General features: G+C 60.5%; 15 protein-coding genes. 6 read left to right on the forward strand and 9 right to left on the reverse strand.

The window, feature by feature from the left end; genetic code table 11:
• Positions 1-9: 9 nt before the first annotated feature.
• Both J2Y90_RS25075 and ttcA read right to left on the reverse strand, forming a co-directional pair.
• Positions 10-684, reverse strand: coding sequence for a DNA-3-methyladenine glycosylase I (locus J2Y90_RS25075; RefSeq protein WP_016773632.1), 675 nt, complete (start codon positions 682-684; stop codon positions 10-12).
• Positions 685-813: 129 nt separating this feature from the next.
• Positions 814-1,638, reverse strand: coding sequence for a tRNA 2-thiocytidine(32) synthetase TtcA (ttcA, locus tag J2Y90_RS25080; RefSeq protein WP_024013975.1), 825 nt, complete (start codon positions 1,636-1,638; stop codon positions 814-816).
• Positions 1,639-2,010: 372 nt separating this feature from the next.
• On the opposite strand from ttcA, the gene J2Y90_RS25085 reads away from it, so the two are divergent.
• Positions 2,011-2,613, forward strand: coding sequence for a Yip1 family protein (locus tag J2Y90_RS25085; protein WP_253504494.1), 603 nt, complete (start codon positions 2,011-2,013; stop codon positions 2,611-2,613).
• Positions 2,614-2,760: 147 nt separating this feature from the next.
• Positions 2,761-3,255, forward strand: a complete 495-nt coding sequence (locus J2Y90_RS25090) for a SprT family zinc-dependent metalloprotease (protein ID WP_253504496.1) — start codon at positions 2,761-2,763, stop codon at positions 3,253-3,255.
• 33 nt (positions 3,256-3,288) lie between these two features.
• Here J2Y90_RS25090 and J2Y90_RS25095 read toward each other — a convergent pair whose 3' ends face one another.
• Both J2Y90_RS25095 and J2Y90_RS25100 read right to left on the reverse strand, forming a co-directional pair.
• Complete coding sequence (locus J2Y90_RS25095; protein WP_253504499.1) at positions 3,289-4,470, reverse strand: CaiB/BaiF CoA transferase family protein; 1,182 nt, start codon at positions 4,468-4,470, stop codon at positions 3,289-3,291.
• 145 nt (positions 4,471-4,615) lie between these two features.
• Positions 4,616-5,950, reverse strand: coding sequence for a dicarboxylate/amino acid:cation symporter (locus tag J2Y90_RS25100; protein ID WP_253504501.1), 1,335 nt, complete (start codon positions 5,948-5,950; stop codon positions 4,616-4,618).
• Between the two features lie 346 nt (positions 5,951-6,296).
• Between J2Y90_RS25100 and J2Y90_RS25105 the strand changes: the two genes are divergently transcribed.
• Positions 6,297-7,295, forward strand: a complete 999-nt coding sequence (locus tag J2Y90_RS25105; RefSeq protein ID WP_253504504.1) for an AraC family transcriptional regulator — start codon at positions 6,297-6,299, stop codon at positions 7,293-7,295.
• Between the two features lie 198 nt (positions 7,296-7,493).
• Here J2Y90_RS25105 and J2Y90_RS25110 read toward each other — a convergent pair whose 3' ends face one another.
• The 3 genes from J2Y90_RS25110 to J2Y90_RS25120 form a co-directional block, all read right to left on the reverse strand.
• Positions 7,494-8,840 carry an ATP-binding protein gene (locus J2Y90_RS25110; protein WP_253504507.1) on the reverse strand — a complete coding sequence of 449 codons (1,347 nt, stop codon included), beginning with the start codon at positions 8,838-8,840 and terminating at the stop codon, positions 7,494-7,496.
• Positions 8,837-9,514 carry a response regulator transcription factor gene (locus J2Y90_RS25115; RefSeq protein ID WP_253504510.1) on the reverse strand — a complete coding sequence of 226 codons (678 nt, stop codon included), beginning with the start codon at positions 9,512-9,514 and terminating at the stop codon, positions 8,837-8,839. Before J2Y90_RS25115 ends, J2Y90_RS25110 begins: the two co-directional genes overlap by 4 nt.
• Before the next feature lie 148 nt (positions 9,515-9,662).
• On the reverse strand, positions 9,663-10,268 hold the full coding sequence (locus tag J2Y90_RS25120) for a membrane protein (RefSeq protein WP_039757849.1): 606 nt from the start codon (positions 10,266-10,268) through the stop codon (positions 9,663-9,665).
• Positions 10,269-10,411: 143 nt separating this feature from the next.
• Here J2Y90_RS25120 and J2Y90_RS25125 point away from each other — a divergent pair, with 143 nt between their 5' ends.
• Positions 10,412-11,203: a dienelactone hydrolase family protein gene (locus J2Y90_RS25125; RefSeq protein WP_253504513.1), complete on the forward strand. Its 792-nt coding sequence runs from the start codon at positions 10,412-10,414 to the stop codon at positions 11,201-11,203.
• A gap of 162 nt (positions 11,204-11,365) precedes the next feature.
• On the forward strand, positions 11,366-12,091 hold the full coding sequence (locus tag J2Y90_RS25130; RefSeq protein WP_253504516.1) for a 4'-phosphopantetheinyl transferase family protein: 726 nt from the start codon (positions 11,366-11,368) through the stop codon (positions 12,089-12,091).
• Between the two features lie 117 nt (positions 12,092-12,208).
• Here J2Y90_RS25130 and J2Y90_RS25135 read toward each other — a convergent pair whose 3' ends face one another.
• Both J2Y90_RS25135 and J2Y90_RS25140 read right to left on the reverse strand, forming a co-directional pair.
• Positions 12,209-13,819 (reverse strand): ATP-binding protein, encoded by a 1,611-nt coding sequence (locus J2Y90_RS25135; protein WP_253504519.1) that lies wholly within the window; start codon positions 13,817-13,819, stop codon positions 12,209-12,211.
• Entirely contained in the window at positions 13,816-14,538 is a 723-nt protein-coding gene (locus tag J2Y90_RS25140; RefSeq protein WP_056788095.1) for a response regulator, read from the reverse strand. Before J2Y90_RS25140 ends, J2Y90_RS25135 begins: the two co-directional genes overlap by 4 nt.
• An 862-nt stretch (positions 14,539-15,400) precedes the next feature.
• On the opposite strand from J2Y90_RS25140, the gene J2Y90_RS25145 reads away from it, so the two are divergent.
• A complete protein-coding gene (locus J2Y90_RS25145) occupies positions 15,401-18,295 on the forward strand; it encodes a ribonucleoside-diphosphate reductase subunit alpha (RefSeq protein ID WP_024013986.1) in 2,895 nt (964 codons plus the stop codon).
• Positions 18,296-18,444 lie beyond the last annotated feature (149 nt).

Raw genomic sequence — 18,444 nt, forward strand, 5'->3', positions numbered from 1 at the left:
GACTCGGTCTTAATGGTTGACGGTGTAGGCAAGCATCATCGAGATCTGGCTCATCGGCCGTCCGCCACTCTGTTCGTGCCACTGGTTGAAGGCGTTTTGCACCGTCGCCAGATCACGCTGGCTGGTCGGCACTTTGTCGACGATCTTCTGCGCATTCAGCGCAGCGACCACGTCGTAGCTCGGCACGAACGTGTCCTTGCCGACCATGCGCAAAAACCGCGGTGCCGACAGCCCGCCGAGTTGATGGCCATGTTTCTTCAGGTAAGTCCACAGGCCGACGATATCGGTCACCGGCCAGTCGGCGATCAGCGCGCCGAAGCTGCCCTTGTCCTTTTCCACATCGAGAATGAACTGCGCATTGCGCGGCACGCTTTTCAGCTTGCCCAGATGGCGGATGATCCGCGCGTCCTGCATCAGGCGCTCGAGGTGTTCGGCGCTCATCAGCACGACTTTTTCCGGATCGAACTTGAAGAACACTTCTTCGAACGCCGGCCACTTGGCGTCGACCAGGCTGTGCTTGAGCCCGGCGCGGAAAACCCGCAGGGCCATGGTCGACAGATAGCGATCGTCGCGGATCTTGCGCAGTTGTGCGGGGGTCTTGGGAACGGGCAGATGGGCTTCCAGTTCAGCCGCCGAACCAAAGCGGTTCAGACAGTATTCGTGCAGCCACTTGTAATCGCGCATGCCCTCTCCTGAGGTTTGGAATGAATAACCCTTGTAGGAGTGAGCCTGCTCGCGATAGCGGTGTGTCAGTCAGCAATGAAATATCTGACCGACCGCAATCGCGAGCAGGCTCACTCCTACAGGTTGGGTTTACAGATTGACGACATTGACGAAACGCGAAGCCGCGGTCTCGTCGATCTTCAGGCTGGTGAAGTCGAACAGGTTGCGGTCGGCCAGTTGCGACGGCACCACGTTCTGCAGGCTGCGGAAAATCGATTCGGTGCGGCCCGGGGTCTTGCGATCCCAGTCCTGGAGCATTTCCTTGACCACCTGACGCTGCAGGTTTTCCTGCGAGCCGCAGAGGTTGCACGGGATGATCGGGAATTGCTTGAGATCCGAGTAGGCCTGAATGTCCTTCTCGTTGCAGTACGCCAGCGGGCGAATCACCACGTTGCGGCCATCGTCGGCGCGCAGTTTCGGCGGCATCGCTTTCAGGGTGCCGTTGAAGAACATGTTGAGGAAGAACGTCTCGACGATGTCGTCGCGGTGATGACCAAGGGCCATTTTCGTCGCGCCGATCTCGTCAGCAAAGGTGTACAGCGTGCCGCGACGCAGGCGCGAGCACAGCGAGCAGGTGGTCTTGCCTTCCGGCACCAGCTCCTTGACCACCGAGTAGGTGTCTTTCTCGACGATGTGATACTCGATGCCCAGTTCTTTCAGGTAGGCCGGCAGCACGTGTTCGGGAAAGCCCGGCTGTTTCTGGTCCATGTTCACCGCGACGATGTCGAATTTGATCGGCGCAACCTTCTGCAGGTGCATCAGCACGTCGAGCATGGTGTAGCTGTCCTTGCCCCCGGACAGGCAGACCATGACCTTGTCGCCGTCTTCGATCATGTTGAAATCGGCGACCGCCTCGCCAGCCAGGCGGCGCAGGCGCTTTTGCAGTTTGTTCTGGTTGACCGTAAGAGTGCCCATGACGCGAAATCCGTGAGGTGTGACGAAAGGCCGGCATTTTACGCAAAAACCCCAATAGCGCGAAGCATGGATCCCGACCGTCCGTAACCTGGAATCCTGCCTTGAATGTAGGAGCTGCCGAAGGCTGCGATCTTTTGCTTGTAAAAAACACGATCAAAGATCGCAGCCTTCGGCAGCTCCAACAAATACAACTGCGATTAAGCCCTTTGTTTACAGCGCGATTTGCTCTAAGCCCGGCATACCGGTGCGCTGGAGTCCTTTCTATACTGCGACATAAGGTCGCACACGTCTTTAGACCTGTATTTGCTCGGCCACCTTGGCCCGTAGGCGCTCCGTTGGGGGGCGATGGCAATGACAAGAGGAGTGAATGGCATGATCCATCACGTAGTGGGACTGTTTACCCACCCCGATCAGGAATGGAAGGAGATCCGTGGCGACCAAGAGGAAAGCATCAGCCACATGTACCTGACCCACACGCTGATTCTGGCGGCGATCCCCGCTGTCTCGGCGTTCATCGGCACGACCCAGGTCGGCTGGGTCATCGGCAACCGCGCGCCGGTGATGCTGACGTTCGAAAGCGCCTTGTGGATGACCATCATGTCGTACCTGGCGATGCTCGGCGGGGTCGCGGTGATGGGCGCCTTCGTGCACTGGATGGCGCGCACCTATGATGCCAATCCGAGCCTGGCCCGTTGCGTGGCGTTTGCCACCTACACCGCGACGCCGTTGTTCGTCGGCGGCCTGGCGGCGCTGTATCCGCACATGTGGCTGGGGATGATCGTCGGCACGGCGGCCATCTGCTACACGGTGTACCTGCTGTATGTCGGCCTGCCGACCTTCATGAACATTCCTGCGGATGAAGGTTTTCTGTTTTCCAGTTCAGTGCTCGCGGTCGGGCTGGTGGTGCTGGTGGCGATCATGGCGTTTACCGTGATCATCTGGGGGCTGGGTGTCGGGCCCGTCTATACCAATTGACCCGTTTCCTCCCTGAGAAAAACAACATCTGCCAATACAGGCCGCCGCAAGGCGGCCTTCTCGTTGGGCGACGACCATTCGGCAGGTCGGCGATTCGCAAGTCGCCGGGGTTGCGGCATACTCGGCTTCTCTGGAGATCCATCAAGCATGCCCGAGCAACTCAATACCCGCGTCGAAGATTGTTACCAACTCGCTGAATCCTTTTTCAAACGTTCCTTCAAACGCCCCGTCGTCAGTCTCAAGCTGCGCGGGCAGAAAGCCGGTGTCGCGCATCTGCACGAGAACCTGCTGCGCTTCAACCCGCAGTTGTACCGGGAAAACACCGAACACTTCCTCAAGCAGACCGTGGCCCACGAGGTCGCACACCTGATCGCTCACCAACTGTTCGGCGACCGCATCCAGCCCCATGGCGAGGAGTGGCAATTGATCATGCGCGGCGTCTACGAACTGCCGCCGGACCGCTGCCACACCTATGAGATCAAGCGGCGCAGCGTGACCCGCTATATCTACAAATGCCCGTGCCCCGACAGTGACTTCCCGTTTACCGCCCAGCGCCATGGCCTGGTACGGCAAGGGCGACGGTATTTGTGCCGGCGCTGCCGCAGTACGTTGGAGTTCAGTGGTGAGATGCGGGTGGAATGACAGATTGGTAGCGCGAAGGCGGCGGCTCAGGCACTAAAGAATCACCTTGGCCGAACGCAACTCGGCGATCCGCTCAGCACTCAACCCCAACTCCCCCAGCACCTCATCCGTATGCTGCCCCACCCCCGCGCCGACATGCCTTGGTGCCGGCAGCGCTTCAGAGAATTTCAACGGACAAGCCATCTGCGCCTGCGTCGTGCCATCGCCGCGCGGCACCTGGGTCACCAGCTCCCGCGCCTGCAATTGCGGATGGCGCAGCGCCTCGCCCAGATTCAACACCGGTTCGACACAGGCATCGACTCCGGCGAACAGCTCACACAGTTCAGCAAAATCATGTCGCTCGAATTCGATCCGCAATGCCTCCTTCAGCGCCTGTTGCTGCTCAGGCCTGGGCAACAATCCCTGCGCCGCCAGCTCCGGCCGGCCCAGCGCCGTGCACAGTCGCTGCATGAACGCCGGCTCAAGACTGCCCACCGACATCCAGCGCCCATCCCGGGTGCGGTAATAATCATAGAAACTGCCGCCATTGAGCATCTGGTCCTCCCAACCCGGCTCCACGCCGCAGGCCAGATATCCCGCGCCGGCCATGGCGTTCAGGCTGAACGCGCAATCGGTCATGCTCACATCCAGATGAGTGCCTTGCCCGCTCTGCTGGCGGGCAATCACCGCCGCCAGCAAGCCGATCACCCCGTGCAACGAGCCGCCAGCCACATCCGCCACCTGCATGCCCAGCGGCAACGGCCCGCTGTCGGCGCGGCCGGTGTAACTGGCCAGCCCGGCCAGCGCCAGATAATTGATGTCATGCCCTGCGCGCTCTTTATACGGCCCGGTCTGGCCGTAGCCGCTGATCGACACGTAAATCAGCCGCGGGTTGATCGCCTTCAACGCCTCATAACCCAGGCCCAGACGCTCCATCACCCCGGGACGGAATTGCTCGAGAACGATGTCGTAATCGCCCAGCAGTTGCTTGATGATTTCCAGCGCTTCGGGCTGTTTCAGATCCAGCGCCAGACTGCGCTTGTTGCGGTTCAGGTAGGCGTGGCTGGCCGATACCCCGCCATCGTGCGGCGGCAGCACCCGCAGCAGATCCATACGCGTCGGCGATTCGATGCGCAGCACTTCGGCGCCCATGTCCGCCAGCAGCAACGAGGCGAACGGCCCCGGCAGCAAGGTCGAGAAATCGAGAATCTTCAGTGAGGCCAGCGGTGCGGACATGGGCGAACTCCTTGGGCGATGCACTCAGCCTAGGCAGCCATCGCCGATGCGGCAATCACCGCAAATGTCAGCAGGTGTGACCGTTGCGCTCAAATTGCGGGCAAGAAAAAACCCGCCGAAGCGGGCTTTTCTGTGCAAGCGATGCTTACTTCACATTGCTCGGGGTTGGGCCTTCAGCCACACCCAGGTCGTCTTCTTCACGCTCGTCGGAGATACCGCGACCGCCGGAAGCCAGCTCGGTTTGCAGTTGATCGGTATCCAGCTCCTTGACCCACTTGGCCACGACGATGGTCGCTACCGCGTTACCGACCAGATTGGTCAGCGCGCGGGCTTCGGACATGAAGCGGTCGATGCCGAGGATCAGCGCCAGACCGGCCACCGGCAGGTGACCTACCGCCGACAGGGTCGCGGCCAGCACGATGAAGCCCGAACCGGTCACACCCGCCGCGCCTTTGGAAGACAGCAGCAGTACCAGCAGCAGCGTGATCTGGTGGGTGATGTCCATGTGCGTGTCGGTCGCCTGGGCGATGAACACGGCGGCCATGGTCAGGTAGATCGAAGTACCGTCGAGGTTGAACGAGTAACCGGTCGGGATCACCAGACCCACCACCGATTTCTTCGCGCCCAGACGCTCCATCTTGATCAGCATGCGTGGCAGTGCCGATTCCGACGAGGACGTACCCAGTACGATCAGCAGCTCTTCACGGATGTAACGCACCAGTTTGAACACGCTGAAACCGTGAGCACGGCAGATCGCACCCAGCACCAGCACGACGAACAGGACGCAGGTGATGTAGAAGCAGATCATCAGTTGACCCAGCTGCACCAGCGAGCCGACACCGTAGGCACCGATGGTGAACGCCATGGCACCGAACGCACCGATCGGCGCCAGTTTCATGATCATGTTGATGATATTGAACATCACGTGGGCGAAGCGATCGATCATGTCCAGCAGCGGACGACCGTAAGCACCGAGGCGATGCAGGGCGTAGCCGAAGATCACCGAGAACATCAGTACTTGCAGGATGTCGCCGGTAGCGAACGCGCCGACAATGGTGTTCGGGATCACATTGAGGAGGAAGCCGACAATGCTCTGGTCTTTACTGGCCGTCACGTAGGTGGCGATTTTCGAGGCGTCGAGGGTGGTGACGTCGATGTGCATGCCGGCGCCCGGTTGCACAACGTTGACCACGATCAGACCGATCAGCAGGGCAATGGTGGAAACGATTTCGAAATACAGCAGCGCGTAGCCGCCGGTCTTGCCTACCGACTTCATGTTCTGCATGCCGGCGATGCCGCTGACAACAGTACAGAAGATGATCGGGGCGATGACCATTTTGATCAGCTTGATGAAGCCGTCACCCAGTGGCTTGAGGGCCACGCCGGTCTGCGGGTAGAAGTGACCGAGCAGGATGCCGATCGCGATGGCAACGATCACCTGGAAATACAGGGATTTGTACAGTGGCTGACGAGTCGTCATTGCAGGTTTCCTCAAGCGTCCAGCGGCAACATCCATCTGTCGAGCGCTGAACCTTAATTGCGAACCCTCCTGCACTGGAGGGATTTGTTGTTGGAACGGCATCTTCCCGGGCGGGTGAAATGCACGCTTCTGTCGCTTGTATCGCAAACGTCGTGCCAGATTGGTGCGATGGGCAGCAAGCCTTTTGATATCAGGGGCTGCGGGATTTCCCTGTCACCAATTGGTTACTTGAACATGGCGGATTTCCGCCAACTCACCGCCCCTCGTCCTCCAATTTGGCGGAAATCCGCCTTGTTGCGTTGCAGGCCCGCCGTTACGATCGTCGCCTGAACAAGGATTGCCGCTCATGCGCGAACGCACCATCGCCAGCCATTTCGCCCGTGCCGCCCTTGGTGGTGCACGCCGGCGCGGTTTCGATTATTCACAGCTGTTGCAGCAACTGGGGATCAGCCCGGAGTTGCTCGACGAGCCCCGCGCACGCATCGCGCCGGAGCAATTCACCCGCCTGATTCAAGGGCTGTGGCTGGCGCTGGACGACGAATACCTCGGCTTCGGTAACGCCCCGAGCAAGCCCGGCAGCTTCGCCATGATGTGTCACGCCTCGATTCACTGCCGCAACCTGGAGAAGGCGCTGCAACGCGGTTTATTGTTTTATAGCCTGTTCCCTGATGCCCCGCGCCTGAGCTTGAGCCGCGAAGACGAATGGGTGCGTTTGAGCCTGGATGACGCGCAGTTGTGGGATCCGGATCACTTTCTCACCGAGAGTTTGCTGGTGATCTGGCACCGCCTCGGCAGTTGGCTGATCGGCCAGCGGATTCGCCTTGAGCAGGCAACCTTCAGCTATCCGCGCCCCGCTCACGGCAGCGAATACGACCTGCTGTTCCCCTGCCCGCTGACCTTCGACGGCGCCCGGAGCAGCCTGCTGTTTCACAGTCGCTACCTGTCCATGCCGCTGTTGCAGGACGAACGCACACTCAAACACTTCCTCGAACGCTCCCCCGCCGACCTGCTCTCACGCCCGGACGACGGCGACAGCCTGAGCAGCCGCCTGCGCCGCTTGCTCAACCGTGACGCAGCACATTGGCCGGATCTGGAAGCTGTCGCGGCGCATCTGTACATCAGCCCGCAAACCTTGCGCCGGCACTTGCGCGAGGAAGGCACGAGTTTTCAGGAGCTGAAGGATCAGCTGCGGCGGGATATCGCCATCTATCATCTGGGCCGGGCGGATTTGTCGTTGCAGCAGATTGCCGAGCAGCTCGGGTTTTCCGAACCGTCGGCGTTTCATCGGGCGTTCAAGAAATGGACGGGGCTGACACCGGGGGCTTATCGGGCGCAGGAGCTGTGAAGGATCAAAAGCCCCTCACCCTAACCCTCTCCCGGAGGGAGAGGGGACTGATTGGGGGATGCTGAAGATTTGGCCCGACCTGACAGCTATCCGGTGAATCCATATTCGCTGTAAATTGCTCAGGTCGATAAATATCTCAAGACACTTCGGTCAGTCCCCTCTCCCTCTGGGAGAGGGTTAGGGTGAGGGCCGCTTCATTCACACCGCAGGAAAATGAATCCTGAAGGCCGCCCCGCCCATCGGCGAATCGCCCAGGGCCAAGCGGGCGTTGTAGCTTTCGATGATGTCCTTGACCACCGCCAGCCCTATCCCCTGTCCCGGATGCTGGGCATCCAGGCGTTCGCCGCGCTCGAGAATCCGCGCTCGCTGATCAAGTGGCACACCCGGCCCATCGTCTTCGACGCACAATTCGATACCGGACAGTGACTCGCGCACGCTGACGCGTACTTCGCCGAGGCACAGGCGATAGGCGTTCTCCAGCAGATTGCCGAGCATTTCCAGCAGAGCGCCCTGCTCGATCGGCACATAGCAATGCTCGGGCAGATCAAAGGTCACCCCCACGTGCTTGTCGCGATAGACCTTATCCAGCGTATCGCACAGGCTTTTGAGCACCGGTTGCAGGCGCACCTGATGGCGCACCAGACCACTTTTACGCAGGCTGGCCCGTTGCAGCTGGTAGCTGATCTGCTGGCTCATGCGCTCGATCTGGCTTTGCAGGACCCAGGCCTGATCGCGGTCCTCGGGGCGTTGGGCCATGTCTTCGCTGACGCCTTGCAGCACCGCCAACGGGGTTTTCAGGCTGTGGGCGAGGTCGTCGAGGGAATCGCGATAGCGGCTGCGCTGCTGGCGTTCGCTGAGCAGCAGGCGGTTGAGCGAGCCGGTCAGGCGCAGCAGTTCGCGAGGGTGTTTTTCCGTCAGGCTTTCGCGGGTGCCGCCTTCGATTTCGTCGAGTTCCTGGCTCAATCGCCGCAGAGCCTTGAGGCCCCAGGTCAGGCCGATCCACAGCAATGCCAGCAGTACCAGCAATGCCGCGCCGAAGCCCAGATAGAGATTTTCGCGCAGGCCTTCCAGGGTGGTTTCGTACTCACGGACCGGTTGCAGAGCGACGATGCTGAACGCCGCGCTTTTGCCGCCGAGCAGTTTGACTTCGACGTCGTAGACGAAGAATTCCTGACCGCTGGCTTCACGGATCCGCGCGAACTCGTTGCCGAGGCCGTCGTAACGCGGCTTGTAGTTGATCTGCTCTTCCTGGGTGGCTTTCGAACGCCACACCAGCTTGCCGTCGCGGTCGTAGATATAGCCGAGCAAGCGGAAATCGGTGAGGTTGAAGCGCTCGTCCGGCAATTGCGAGGGCATCACCAAATGACCGTTTTCCACCCGTGCAGCGGAAATCAGTGTGGTGACGTCGGAGGCCAGGCGTTGCTCGATCGAATCCTGCAAGGCGAGGCTGAACGCGCCCTGCATTGCCGGCAGCAACGCGAGCATGAACAACACCGCCAACGTGGTGGCGGCAAGCATCAAACGAACGCGAAGGGAACGGATCAAGTGCAGCGCTCATTGAACAGGTAGCCGAGGCCGCGCACGGTGTCGATCGGTTTGAACCCGCCCGGACCTTCCAGTTTGCGGCGCAGACGGCCGACCAGCACTTCGATGACATTCGGATCGCGCTCGTCGTCATCCGGGTAGAGCTGCTCCATCAAACGATCCTTGGGCACCACTTGCTGATGATGGCGCATCAGGTATTCGAGGATGCGGTATTCGTAGGCGGTCAGCGCCAGCGGTTGCTCATCGAGGCTGGCCTGTTTGCGATTGAGGTCGAGCAGCAACGGCCCGGCAACGATGGTCGACTGGGTGAAACCGCTGGAGCGGCGTAACAGTGCGTTGAGTCGTGCGTCGAGCTCTTCGAACTGGAACGGCTTGACCACGTAATCGTCGGCACCGGCGGCAAGGCCCTCGACTTTGTCCTGCCAGTTGCCGCGCGCGGTGAGGATCAGGATCGGGAAGGTCTTGCCGCCCGAGCGCAACTGGCGGATCAGGTCGAGCCCGCCCATGCCCGGCAGACCGAGGTCGATCACCGCCAGATCAAAGTTGTACTGGCCGGTCTGGTACAGCGCCTCCTCGGCATTGGCCACGGACTCGACCACGTGACCGCTTTCCGTCAGGCGGGTTTGCAGGTGATGACGCAACAGCGCCTCATCTTCGACGACCAACAGTTTCATGTCCTTCTCCCCATCACTTGAACACTCCAGTCACAACCTGTGGGAGCGAGCCTGCTCGCGAATGCGGTCATTCAGTCAACGATGATGTTGAATGAAACATCGCTTTCGCGAGCAGGCTCGCTCCCACTATTCAATCGGCGGCAACTGCTTAGAAATAGTAGTTGGCCGACAGGTAGGTCTGCGCGCTGCTGGTCAAGTCCAGCGAGCCCTGTTTGCTGCCGCCGCTCTCTTTCATTTCGGTGCTGGCGTTGCTGCGCAGGTAACGGTAACCGAGTTCCACCGAGGTGTTCTGCGAAACTTGCTGCAAGACACCGACCTGGCCACCGATGGCGTAACCGATATCGCTGTCACGGCTGAAGCCTGGCGAATCCTGCGTCAGTTTGGTCAGACCGGCGGTGGCGCCACCGAACAACTTGGTGCTGCCGCCCACCGGGTAGAACAGGTCATAGCTGCCGAGCAGGTTTTCCTGGCGCAGTTTAACGCCATTGTGCGAACCGGAAACGTTGTCGTAGGTGGCGTAGTAGCGGCCCTGGCTGTTTTGCTGACCGAGGCGCATGCCGTAGGTGTTGTTGCCGTCGATGGCTCCGGTGGCGTTGGGGTGGCCGAGGTTATTGTTCAGTGCGTGGGACTTGTCGATCTTGTCGCTGGTCTGGCCGAACGTCAGGCCGGCGAAGTTGCTGGTGTCGTCGGCGTTGGCCGCGATGCTGGAGCCTAACAGGGTAAAAGCCAGCAGCAGTTTGTTGATACGAGTCATGGGTATTTCCTCTTTCACAGTGCTGTTTGGGTATGGCGCAAGGTTACTGAGCCGCCCCTGTACGGCCCCTGAACCGTCTCTGAACCAGACCTGAACCGGATCGACTAGGCTGTTCGGACCACTTTCAACAAGGAGACCCGACCATGCGCCTGTTCCTCGCCCTTGCTTTGCTGGCGGTCAGCAGCTTCACCCAGGCTGCGATCAAGACTGAAGAAATCCCTTATCAAAGCGCCGACGGCAGCAAGCTGATCGGCTACTACGCCTATGACGACGCGATCAAAGGCCCACGCCCCGGCGTTGTCGTGGTCCACGAATGGTGGGGGCTGAACGATTACGCCAAGCGCCGCGCGCGGGATCTCGCCGAACTCGGCTACAGCGCGCTGGCCATCGACATGTATGGCGAAGGCAAGAACACCGAGCACCCGAAAGACGCCATGGCCTTCATGCAGGCGGCGACCAAGGACGCCGATGCCGCCAGTAAACGCTTCGCCGCCGGGCTCGATCTGCTGAAGCAGCAAAAGCAGACCGACCCGAACCGGATTGCCGCCATCGGCTATTGCTTCGGCGGCGCCGTGGTGCTGAATGCAGCGCGTCAGGGTGTGCCGCTGGCCGGTGTGGTGAGTTTCCATGGCGCGCTGGCGACCAAGACCCCGGCGACGCCGGGCAGCGTCAAGGCGAAAATCCTGGTCGAGCATGGTGCGTTGGACAGCATGGTCACGCAGGACAACGTCACTGCATTCAAGGCGGAAATGGACAAGGCTGGCGCGGACTACCAGTTCGTCAGTCTGGATGGCGCCAAGCACGGCTTCAGCAATCCGGATGCCGATCGCCTGAGTCATGGCGAGCATGGCGGGCCGGACATTGGGTACAACAAGGCGGCGGATGAAAAATCCTGGGCGGATATGAAAGCGTTCTTCCAGAAAATCTTCAGCTAACCGCGCTTGTCCTGATCGTTCCCACGCTCCGCGTGGGAATGCCGCCCGGGACGCTCCGCGTCCCATCGCAGGGTGACGCGGAGCGTCACAGGATGCATTCCCACGCGGAGCGTGGGAACGATCATCTCGACCTTGCCCCGACTAACCGGCAAAATGCCCGCCATGCATACCATCCCCGCCCTGCCCGCCTGCTGCACCGCGCTCGACAGCCACTGGCCGTTGCCGACGGTGTTGGCCGACACTGTGCTACTGAGCACTCACTTCGACCCGACCCGACTCCTCGGCGATGATTTTCAGCGCAGCGCCGTGCTGGCGCCGCCGAGCATTCAGCGTTCAGTGGCCAAGCGTCAGGCCGAGTTTCTCGCCGGGCGCATCTGCGCCCGTGCCGCGCTGCAGCAATTGGATGGCTTGAACGTCGTTCCGCCAATCGGCGAAGACCGCGCCCCGGTGTGGCCGGCGCATATCTGCGGCTCGATCACTCACAGCACCGGGCGCGCCGCAGCGATTGTCGCCAACAAGCAACACTGGCGCGGCTTGGGCATGGATCTGGAAAACCTGTTGAGCCACGAGCGCGCCGAAAGGCTGGCCGGGGAAATTCTCACCCCGGCGGAACTGCAGCGCATGGCGGCAGGGTCGCAGGATCAGGTGGCGCTGCTGGTGACCCTGACGTTTTCAGTGAAAGAGAGTTTGTTCAAAGCGCTGTACCCAATCGTGCAGCAGCGCTTTTATTTCGAGCATGCCGAGGTGTTGGAGTGGACTGAGGCGGGTCAGGTGAGGCTGCGGTTATTGACGGATCTGTCGAGCGAATGGCGCAACGGTTCGGAGCTAGAAGCGCAGTTCGGGGTGCTGGATGGGCAGTTGTTGAGTCTGGTCAGCATTCAGGCCTGAAGATTTGCATTGCCGGCACTGGCGCTATCGCGAGCAGGCTCACTCCTACAGGGTAAACGCATTCCAAATGTAGGAGTGAGCCTGCTCGCGATGGGGCCAGCCCTGCCACCACAAAACCTACCGGCGCTCCTGGTTCCTCGGCCAACTCAGACTGAAACACGCCCCGCCCAGGCTCTTGCTCTTGCCAATGATCGCGCGGCCGTCGTGCCAGTGAATGATCCGCCGCACAATCGACAGCCCCAGACCATGCCCACCCGAGGCCCGCGTGCGGCTGTCGTCGAGGCGCAGGAACGGCGTGAAAATTCGCTCCCACGCGACCTCCGGCACCCCCGGCCCGTCATCCTCGACGTCGATCCGGCAACGCAACTGGCCGACCTGATAACTCACCGTCACCTGCGAATGGGCATGGCGCATCGCGTTGCCCACCAGGTTCTGCAGCGCCCGATGCAGATAACGCGGCTCGGCCTCGACCCAGGCACCGTCGTTGTCGGCGGATGACAGGCACAACCCGCGCTGCACCGAGACCTCGGCGCGTAGCGGCGCCAGCTCCTCGATCACCTGATTGACCAGCGCATCCAGATCGATGCGCTGGAAGGTCAGCGCTGGCGAGCCCTGTTCCAGTCGTGCGTAGGTGAGCATTTCGTCGACCAGCTTATCGAGGTCTTCGATGTCGTGATCCATGCCTTCGCGGTATTTCTCCAGCGCCTGCGGCGTAGTCGCGGTGCCGATCATTTCCAGACCGAAACGCAGCCGCGCCACCGGCGTGCGCAGCTCATGGGACACCGCGCGCACCAGTTCCCGCTGGATCGCCAGCAATTGTTGCAAGTGCTCAGCCATGCCATTGAACGCCGACGCCAGCCGCCCGACCGAGTCGGCACCGCGCGCCGGCACGCGGGTTTCCAGACTGCCCTTGGCGATGCGCGTGGCCGCCGCTTCGAGGCCGCGCAAACGCCGTTCAAGCTGACGCACCAACAAATAGACGATGAGACCGATCAGGGTCAGACCGAGCGCGGCAATCAGTACCAGCCATTCCGGCGGGTACGGATTCATCTGATACAGCGGTCCGATTTCCAGCACCCACGGCGTACCGACCATGCCAGCAAACACGCGAATCGAATCGCCGCCCTTGCCCAGCGCCATCACCGTGTCGCCCTCGGCCACGCGGCGGCTCTGGTCTTCGTCCATGTCGGCGTCATTCACCGTGACCAGACGCAGATCGAAGCCAAAACCCTTTTCCTGCTTTATCTGCGCCAGACGTCTGGGCTGTTCGCCGACCGGCACCCGCACCAGTTCATCGGCGAGCAGATAAATAGTCGCCCGGGCCAGTTGCTCGCTGATCTGCTGCACCTCTCCTACCAGTACAAGCTGCTCTTTCTCACTGACCAGTCGATAGACCTTGGCCGCGTGCGGACCGGTCTGCTCGACCAGCGCCTGTCCGCGCAGCACGCGGGTGCGCTGGGCCAGATCGAGATCGCTTTCGGCGAATTTCTTCAGTGTCAGCGGAATGCCCAGCAGGCGCTCCCACACCAGCAGCGCGCGATGGCGCTCGGTCTGGTTCATCGGTTGCAGGTTGTCGGCCATCAGCGAGAAGGTGCCATGGGCCAGACGCTCGCGGTATTGCTCGCTGCGCACCTGATTGAGCAGGTTCAGCGCCAGCACGCCAAGCACCGCCACCAGAATCAGCGCGGCGCACATGCCGCCGTAGATGCGCAGAAAGATCGAATTCACAGCGCCAGGTCTGCGCAGGCTTCAGGGACGAACAGGTAGCCTTTGCTGCGGATGGTCTTGATCAGGCGGGGATGGTCGGGGTCGTCGCCGATTTTTGGGCGGATGCGCGAGATGCGCACGTCGATCGAGCGATCCTGGCCGTCGTAGCCGATGCCGCGCAGGGCCGTGAAGATTTCTTCGCGGGACAGAATCCGCCCGGCGTTGGAGACCAGCAGCCAGAGCAGGTCGAACTCGGCGCTGGTCAGCTCGATGCCGTTGTCGCTGAGCCACGCCTCGCGCAAGGCGTTGTCGACCACCAGTGGACCGAATTGCAAACGACGGGATTTTTCCGCGACCGGCTCGGGTGTGTCGCTGCGTCGCAGCAACGCCTGGATGCGCGCCAGCAACAAGCGCGGGCGCACCGGTTTGCACACGTAATCGTCGGCACCGAGGTCGAGGCCGTGGATCTGATCGGCATCGTCGGTGCGCGCGGTGAGCATCAGGATCGGCCCGTCATACTGACTGCGCACCTTGCGGCAAATGCTCAGGCCATCTTCGCCGGGCAGCATCAGGTCGAGAATCACCAGATCCGGCTGCTCCTTGATGATCCGCGCCGCCGCCAGCGCACCATTGCCTTCGATCTCTACGCGCAGGCCATTGGCTTGCAGATAATCGCGGGTGAGCTCGGCCAGTCGCTGGTCATCCTCGACGATCAATACCTGCCAGGTTTGTTGCTCCACCGGTGACCTCTGCTTGCTGTTTTTATTGATATGAGAAGGCTCTGCTGATTGAACGCGGTCCCTGTAGGAGCTGACGAGTGAAACGAGGCTGCGATCCTTTGATCGTGGTTTTCAAGAGCAAGATCAAAAGATCGCAGCCTCGTTTCACTCGTCAGCTCCTACATGAGTCCTCCCGATCATTTGTCATGTTCATGGAGGATAAAAATGCCCGTGCACCCAGCGATTGTATAAACGCCGGTCACCCGGAAAACAAGTCGGTAAATGCGTTCGGACAAGGCGGAATTCTGTGATAGGGTTCGCGCCCTTAAAAAACCGCTGAAGCGTTTTTCCAGGCAAAAAAACAGTGACAAACGGTCTGGCTCAGCAGGTTCGCGGCCTACACGCGTTTTCCCTGTTTCTTACACAAATTACGCACAGGCTTATCCACAGGTAGTACGTTGCAATCCCCCCCTGAAACGCATTATCTTGTAGCACGGCGAAAACGGAGACCCTACATATAGGGTTTTCACCTAAAACGCCCAACCACATTTCAGACCTGAAACTCAAGTGCTTTATGGCCAGTTTCCGGTAGAACAAGCGAGTTTTTTCAAGCCCAAACCGCACTGGCGGATGGCACCGTTTTATTTGGTCCGAAACGGCCAGAACGGTATGGGTGTTGCAGTCATGACTGCGACCCGCGAAGGAATCCGGTGGCGAGCTTCGGCTCGTAACCAAAACTTCGGCAAGGATGCGGCGTTGCAGCCTTTTTCCTACTGTTCCGAAGTTTGTAATGCCGACGCCCGTCGGTTGCAGTGCTTCGGTACAGAACGGTGAGCACCATGACGGTGCCAAACAAACATAGAGAATGTGGAGACCACCCCCCATGCAAACCGACACAACTCGCGAGAACCCGCAGGGCACCTTGCCGCAGGCCGCCGATTCGACTTCGGATCTGGCAGCCACCGCGCCTGGCCAGCTGCGCGTGATCAAGCGTAATGGCACTGTCGTTCCTTACACCGATGACAAGATCACCGTCGCTATCACCAAAGCGTTTCTCGCAGTTGAGGGCGGCACCGCTGCCGCTTCGTCGCGAATCCATGACACTGTTGCGCGCCTGACCGAACAGGTCACCGCGACCTTCAAGCGCCGCATGCCATCGGGCGGCACCATCCACATCGAAGAAATCCAGGACCAGGTCGAACTGGCCCTGATGCGTGCCGGTGAGCAGAAAGTCGCTCGCGACTACGTGATCTACCGCGACGGCCGTTCGAAAGAACGCGCTGCCCACGCCCCCGCCGAAGCCGCCGTTAACGCGCACCCGTCGATCCGCATCACCCGCGCCGACGGCAGCCTCGCGCCGCTGGACATGGGCCGCCTGAACACCATCGTCACCGAGGCCTGCGAAGGTCTGGAAGAAGTCGACGGCGACCTGATCCAGCGCGAAACCCTGAAGAACCTGTACGACGGCGTGGCCCTGACCGACGTCAACACTGCACTGGTAATGACCGCCCGTACCCTGGTCGAGCGCGAGCCGAACTACTCGTTCGTCACCGCCCGCCTGCTGATGGACACCCTGCGTGCCGAAGGCCTGAACTTCCTCGAAGTCGCCGAAAGCGCCACCCATCACGAAATGGCCGACCTGTACGCCAAGGCACTGCCGGCCTACATCGCCAAAGGTATCGAGTTCGAACTGCTGAACCCTGTGCTGGCCACCTTCGACCTGGAAAAACTGGGCAAGGCGATCAACCACGAGCGCGATCAGCAATTCACCTACCTCGGCCTGCAGACCCTGTACGACCGCTACTTCATCCACAAGGATGGCGTGCGTTTCGAACTGCCGCAGATCTTCTTCATGCGCGTGGCCATGGGCCTGGCAATCGAAGAGAAGCAGAAAGAAGACCGTGCGATCGAGTTCTACAACCTGCTGTCCTCGTTCGACTACATGGCTTCGACCCCGACCCTGTTCAACGCCGGCACCCTGCGTCCACAGCTGTCGAGCTGCTACCTGACTACCGTGCCGGATGACCTGTCGGGCATCTATCATGCGATCCACGACAACGCCATGCTGTCGAAATTTGCCGGCGGCCTGGGCAACGACTGGACGCCTGTTCGTGCGCTGGGTTCGTACATCAAGGGCACCAACGGCAAGTCGCAAGGCGTGGTGCCGTTCCTCAAAGTGGTGAACGACACCGCTGTGGCCGTGAACCAGGGTGGCAAGCGCAAAGGCGCAGTGTGTGCCTACCTGGAAACCTGGCACATGGACATCGAAGAGTTCATCGAGCTGCGCAAGAACACCGGTGACGATCGTCGTCGTACCCACGACATGAACACCGCCAACTGGATCCCTGACCTGTTCATGAAGCGCGTCTTCGATGACGGCAAGTGGACCCTGTTCTCGCCATCCGAAGTACCGGACCTGCACGACCTGACCGGTAAAGCCTTCGAAGAGCGCTACGAGTACTACGAAGCGCTGACCGAGTATCCGGGCAAGGTCAAGCTGTTCAAGACCATCCAGGCCAAAGACCTGTGGCGCAAGATGCTGTCCATGCTGTTCGAAACCGGCCACCCATGGCTGACTTTCAAAGACCCGTGCAACCTGCGCAGCCCGCAGCAGCACGTCGGCGTGGTCCACAGCTCGAACCTGTGCACCGAGATCACCTTGAACACCAACAAGGACGAGATCGCCGTTTGCAACCTGGGCTCGATCAACCTGCCGAACCACATCGTCGACGGCAAGCTCGATACCGCCAAGCTGCAACGCACCGTGAACACCGCTGTGCGCATGCTCGATAACGTGATCGACATCAACTACTACTCGGTGCCGCAAGCGAAGAACTCCAACTTCCGCCACCGTCCGGTCGGTCTGGGCATCATGGGCTTCCAGGACGCTCTGTACCTGCAGCACATCGCCTACGGCTCCGACGCTGCCGTCGAGTTCGCCGACAAGTCGATGGAAGCGGTCAGCTACTACGCGATCCAGGCTTCCTGCGACCTGGCCGACGAGCGCGGCGCCTACGAGACGTTCAATGGTTCGCTGTGGTCCAAGGGCATCCTGCCGCTGGATTCGCAACAAATCCTGATCGAACAGCGCGGCGAGAAGTACATCGATGTCGACCTGAAGGAAACCCTCGACTGGGCACCGGTTCGCGCCCGTGTTCAGAAAGGCATCCGTAACTCGAACATCATGGCCATCGCCCCGACTGCGACCATCGCCAACATCACTGGCGTTTCGCAGTCGATCGAACCGACCTATCAGAACCTGTATGTGAAATCGAACCTGTCGGGCGAATTCACCGTGATCAACCCGTACCTGGTTCGCGACCTGAAAGCTCGCGGTCTGTGGGACTCGGTCATGATCAACGACCTGAAGTACTACGACGGTTCGGTGCAGCAGATCGAGCGCATCCCGCAAGAACTCAAAGAGCTCTACGCGACCGCGTTCGAAGTGGACACCAAGTGGATCGTTGACGCCGCCAGCCGTCGTCAGAAGTGGATCGACCAGGCCCAGTCGCTGAACCTGTACATCGCTGGCGCATCGGGCAAGAAGCTTGACGTGACTTACCGCATGGCCTGGTACCGTGGTCTGAAAACCACTTACTACCTCCGTGCCCTGGCCGCGACCAGCACCGAGAAGTCGACCATCAACACCGGCAAGCTGAACGCTGTTTCCAGCGGCGGCAACCACGGCGACGATTCGGTTCTGGCAGCTCCAGCCGGTCCGGCACCCGTGCCGAAGGCTTGCGCGATTGACGAGCCGGATTGCGAAGCTTGCCAATAAGCTGAGCTGATCTCAGGCGTTGCGAGACGCCTGGGATCTTCAGGCAAAAGAAACCCCCGACAGACTTCTGGTTTGTCGGGGGTTTCTTTTGCATGGAAAAAACCACAGGCATAAAAAACGGCGAGGCCCTATTACGGGACTCGCCGTTC

This window comes from Pseudomonas koreensis, from assembly GCF_024169245.1.
GTDB lineage: Bacteria > Pseudomonadota > Gammaproteobacteria > Pseudomonadales > Pseudomonadaceae > Aquipseudomonas > Aquipseudomonas koreensis_F.

Excerpts from the sequence above, each read along its gene's own strand:
- J2Y90_RS25075 (WP_016773632.1), bottom strand. The coding sequence starts at position 684 with ATGCGCGATTACAAGTGGCTGCACGAATACTGTCTGAACCGCTTTGGT.
- ttcA (WP_024013975.1), bottom strand. The coding sequence starts at position 1,638 with ATGGGCACTCTTACGGTCAACCAGAACAAACTGCAAAAGCGCCTGCGC.
- J2Y90_RS25085 (WP_253504494.1), top strand. The coding sequence starts at position 2,011 with ATGATCCATCACGTAGTGGGACTGTTTACCCACCCCGATCAGGAATGG.
- J2Y90_RS25090 (WP_253504496.1), top strand. The coding sequence starts at position 2,761 with ATGCCCGAGCAACTCAATACCCGCGTCGAAGATTGTTACCAACTCGCT.
- J2Y90_RS25095 (WP_253504499.1), bottom strand. The coding sequence starts at position 4,470 with ATGTCCGCACCGCTGGCCTCACTGAAGATTCTCGATTTCTCGACCTTG.
- J2Y90_RS25100 (WP_253504501.1), bottom strand. The coding sequence starts at position 5,950 with ATGACGACTCGTCAGCCACTGTACAAATCCCTGTATTTCCAGGTGATC.
- J2Y90_RS25105 (WP_253504504.1), top strand. The coding sequence starts at position 6,297 with ATGCGCGAACGCACCATCGCCAGCCATTTCGCCCGTGCCGCCCTTGGT.
- J2Y90_RS25115 (WP_253504510.1), bottom strand. The coding sequence starts at position 9,514 with ATGAAACTGTTGGTCGTCGAAGATGAGGCGCTGTTGCGTCATCACCTG.
- J2Y90_RS25120 (WP_039757849.1), bottom strand. The coding sequence starts at position 10,268 with ATGACTCGTATCAACAAACTGCTGCTGGCTTTTACCCTGTTAGGCTCC.
- J2Y90_RS25125 (WP_253504513.1), top strand. The coding sequence starts at position 10,412 with ATGCGCCTGTTCCTCGCCCTTGCTTTGCTGGCGGTCAGCAGCTTCACC.
- J2Y90_RS25130 (WP_253504516.1), top strand. The coding sequence starts at position 11,366 with ATGCATACCATCCCCGCCCTGCCCGCCTGCTGCACCGCGCTCGACAGC.
- J2Y90_RS25145 (WP_024013986.1), top strand. The coding sequence starts at position 15,401 with ATGCAAACCGACACAACTCGCGAGAACCCGCAGGGCACCTTGCCGCAG.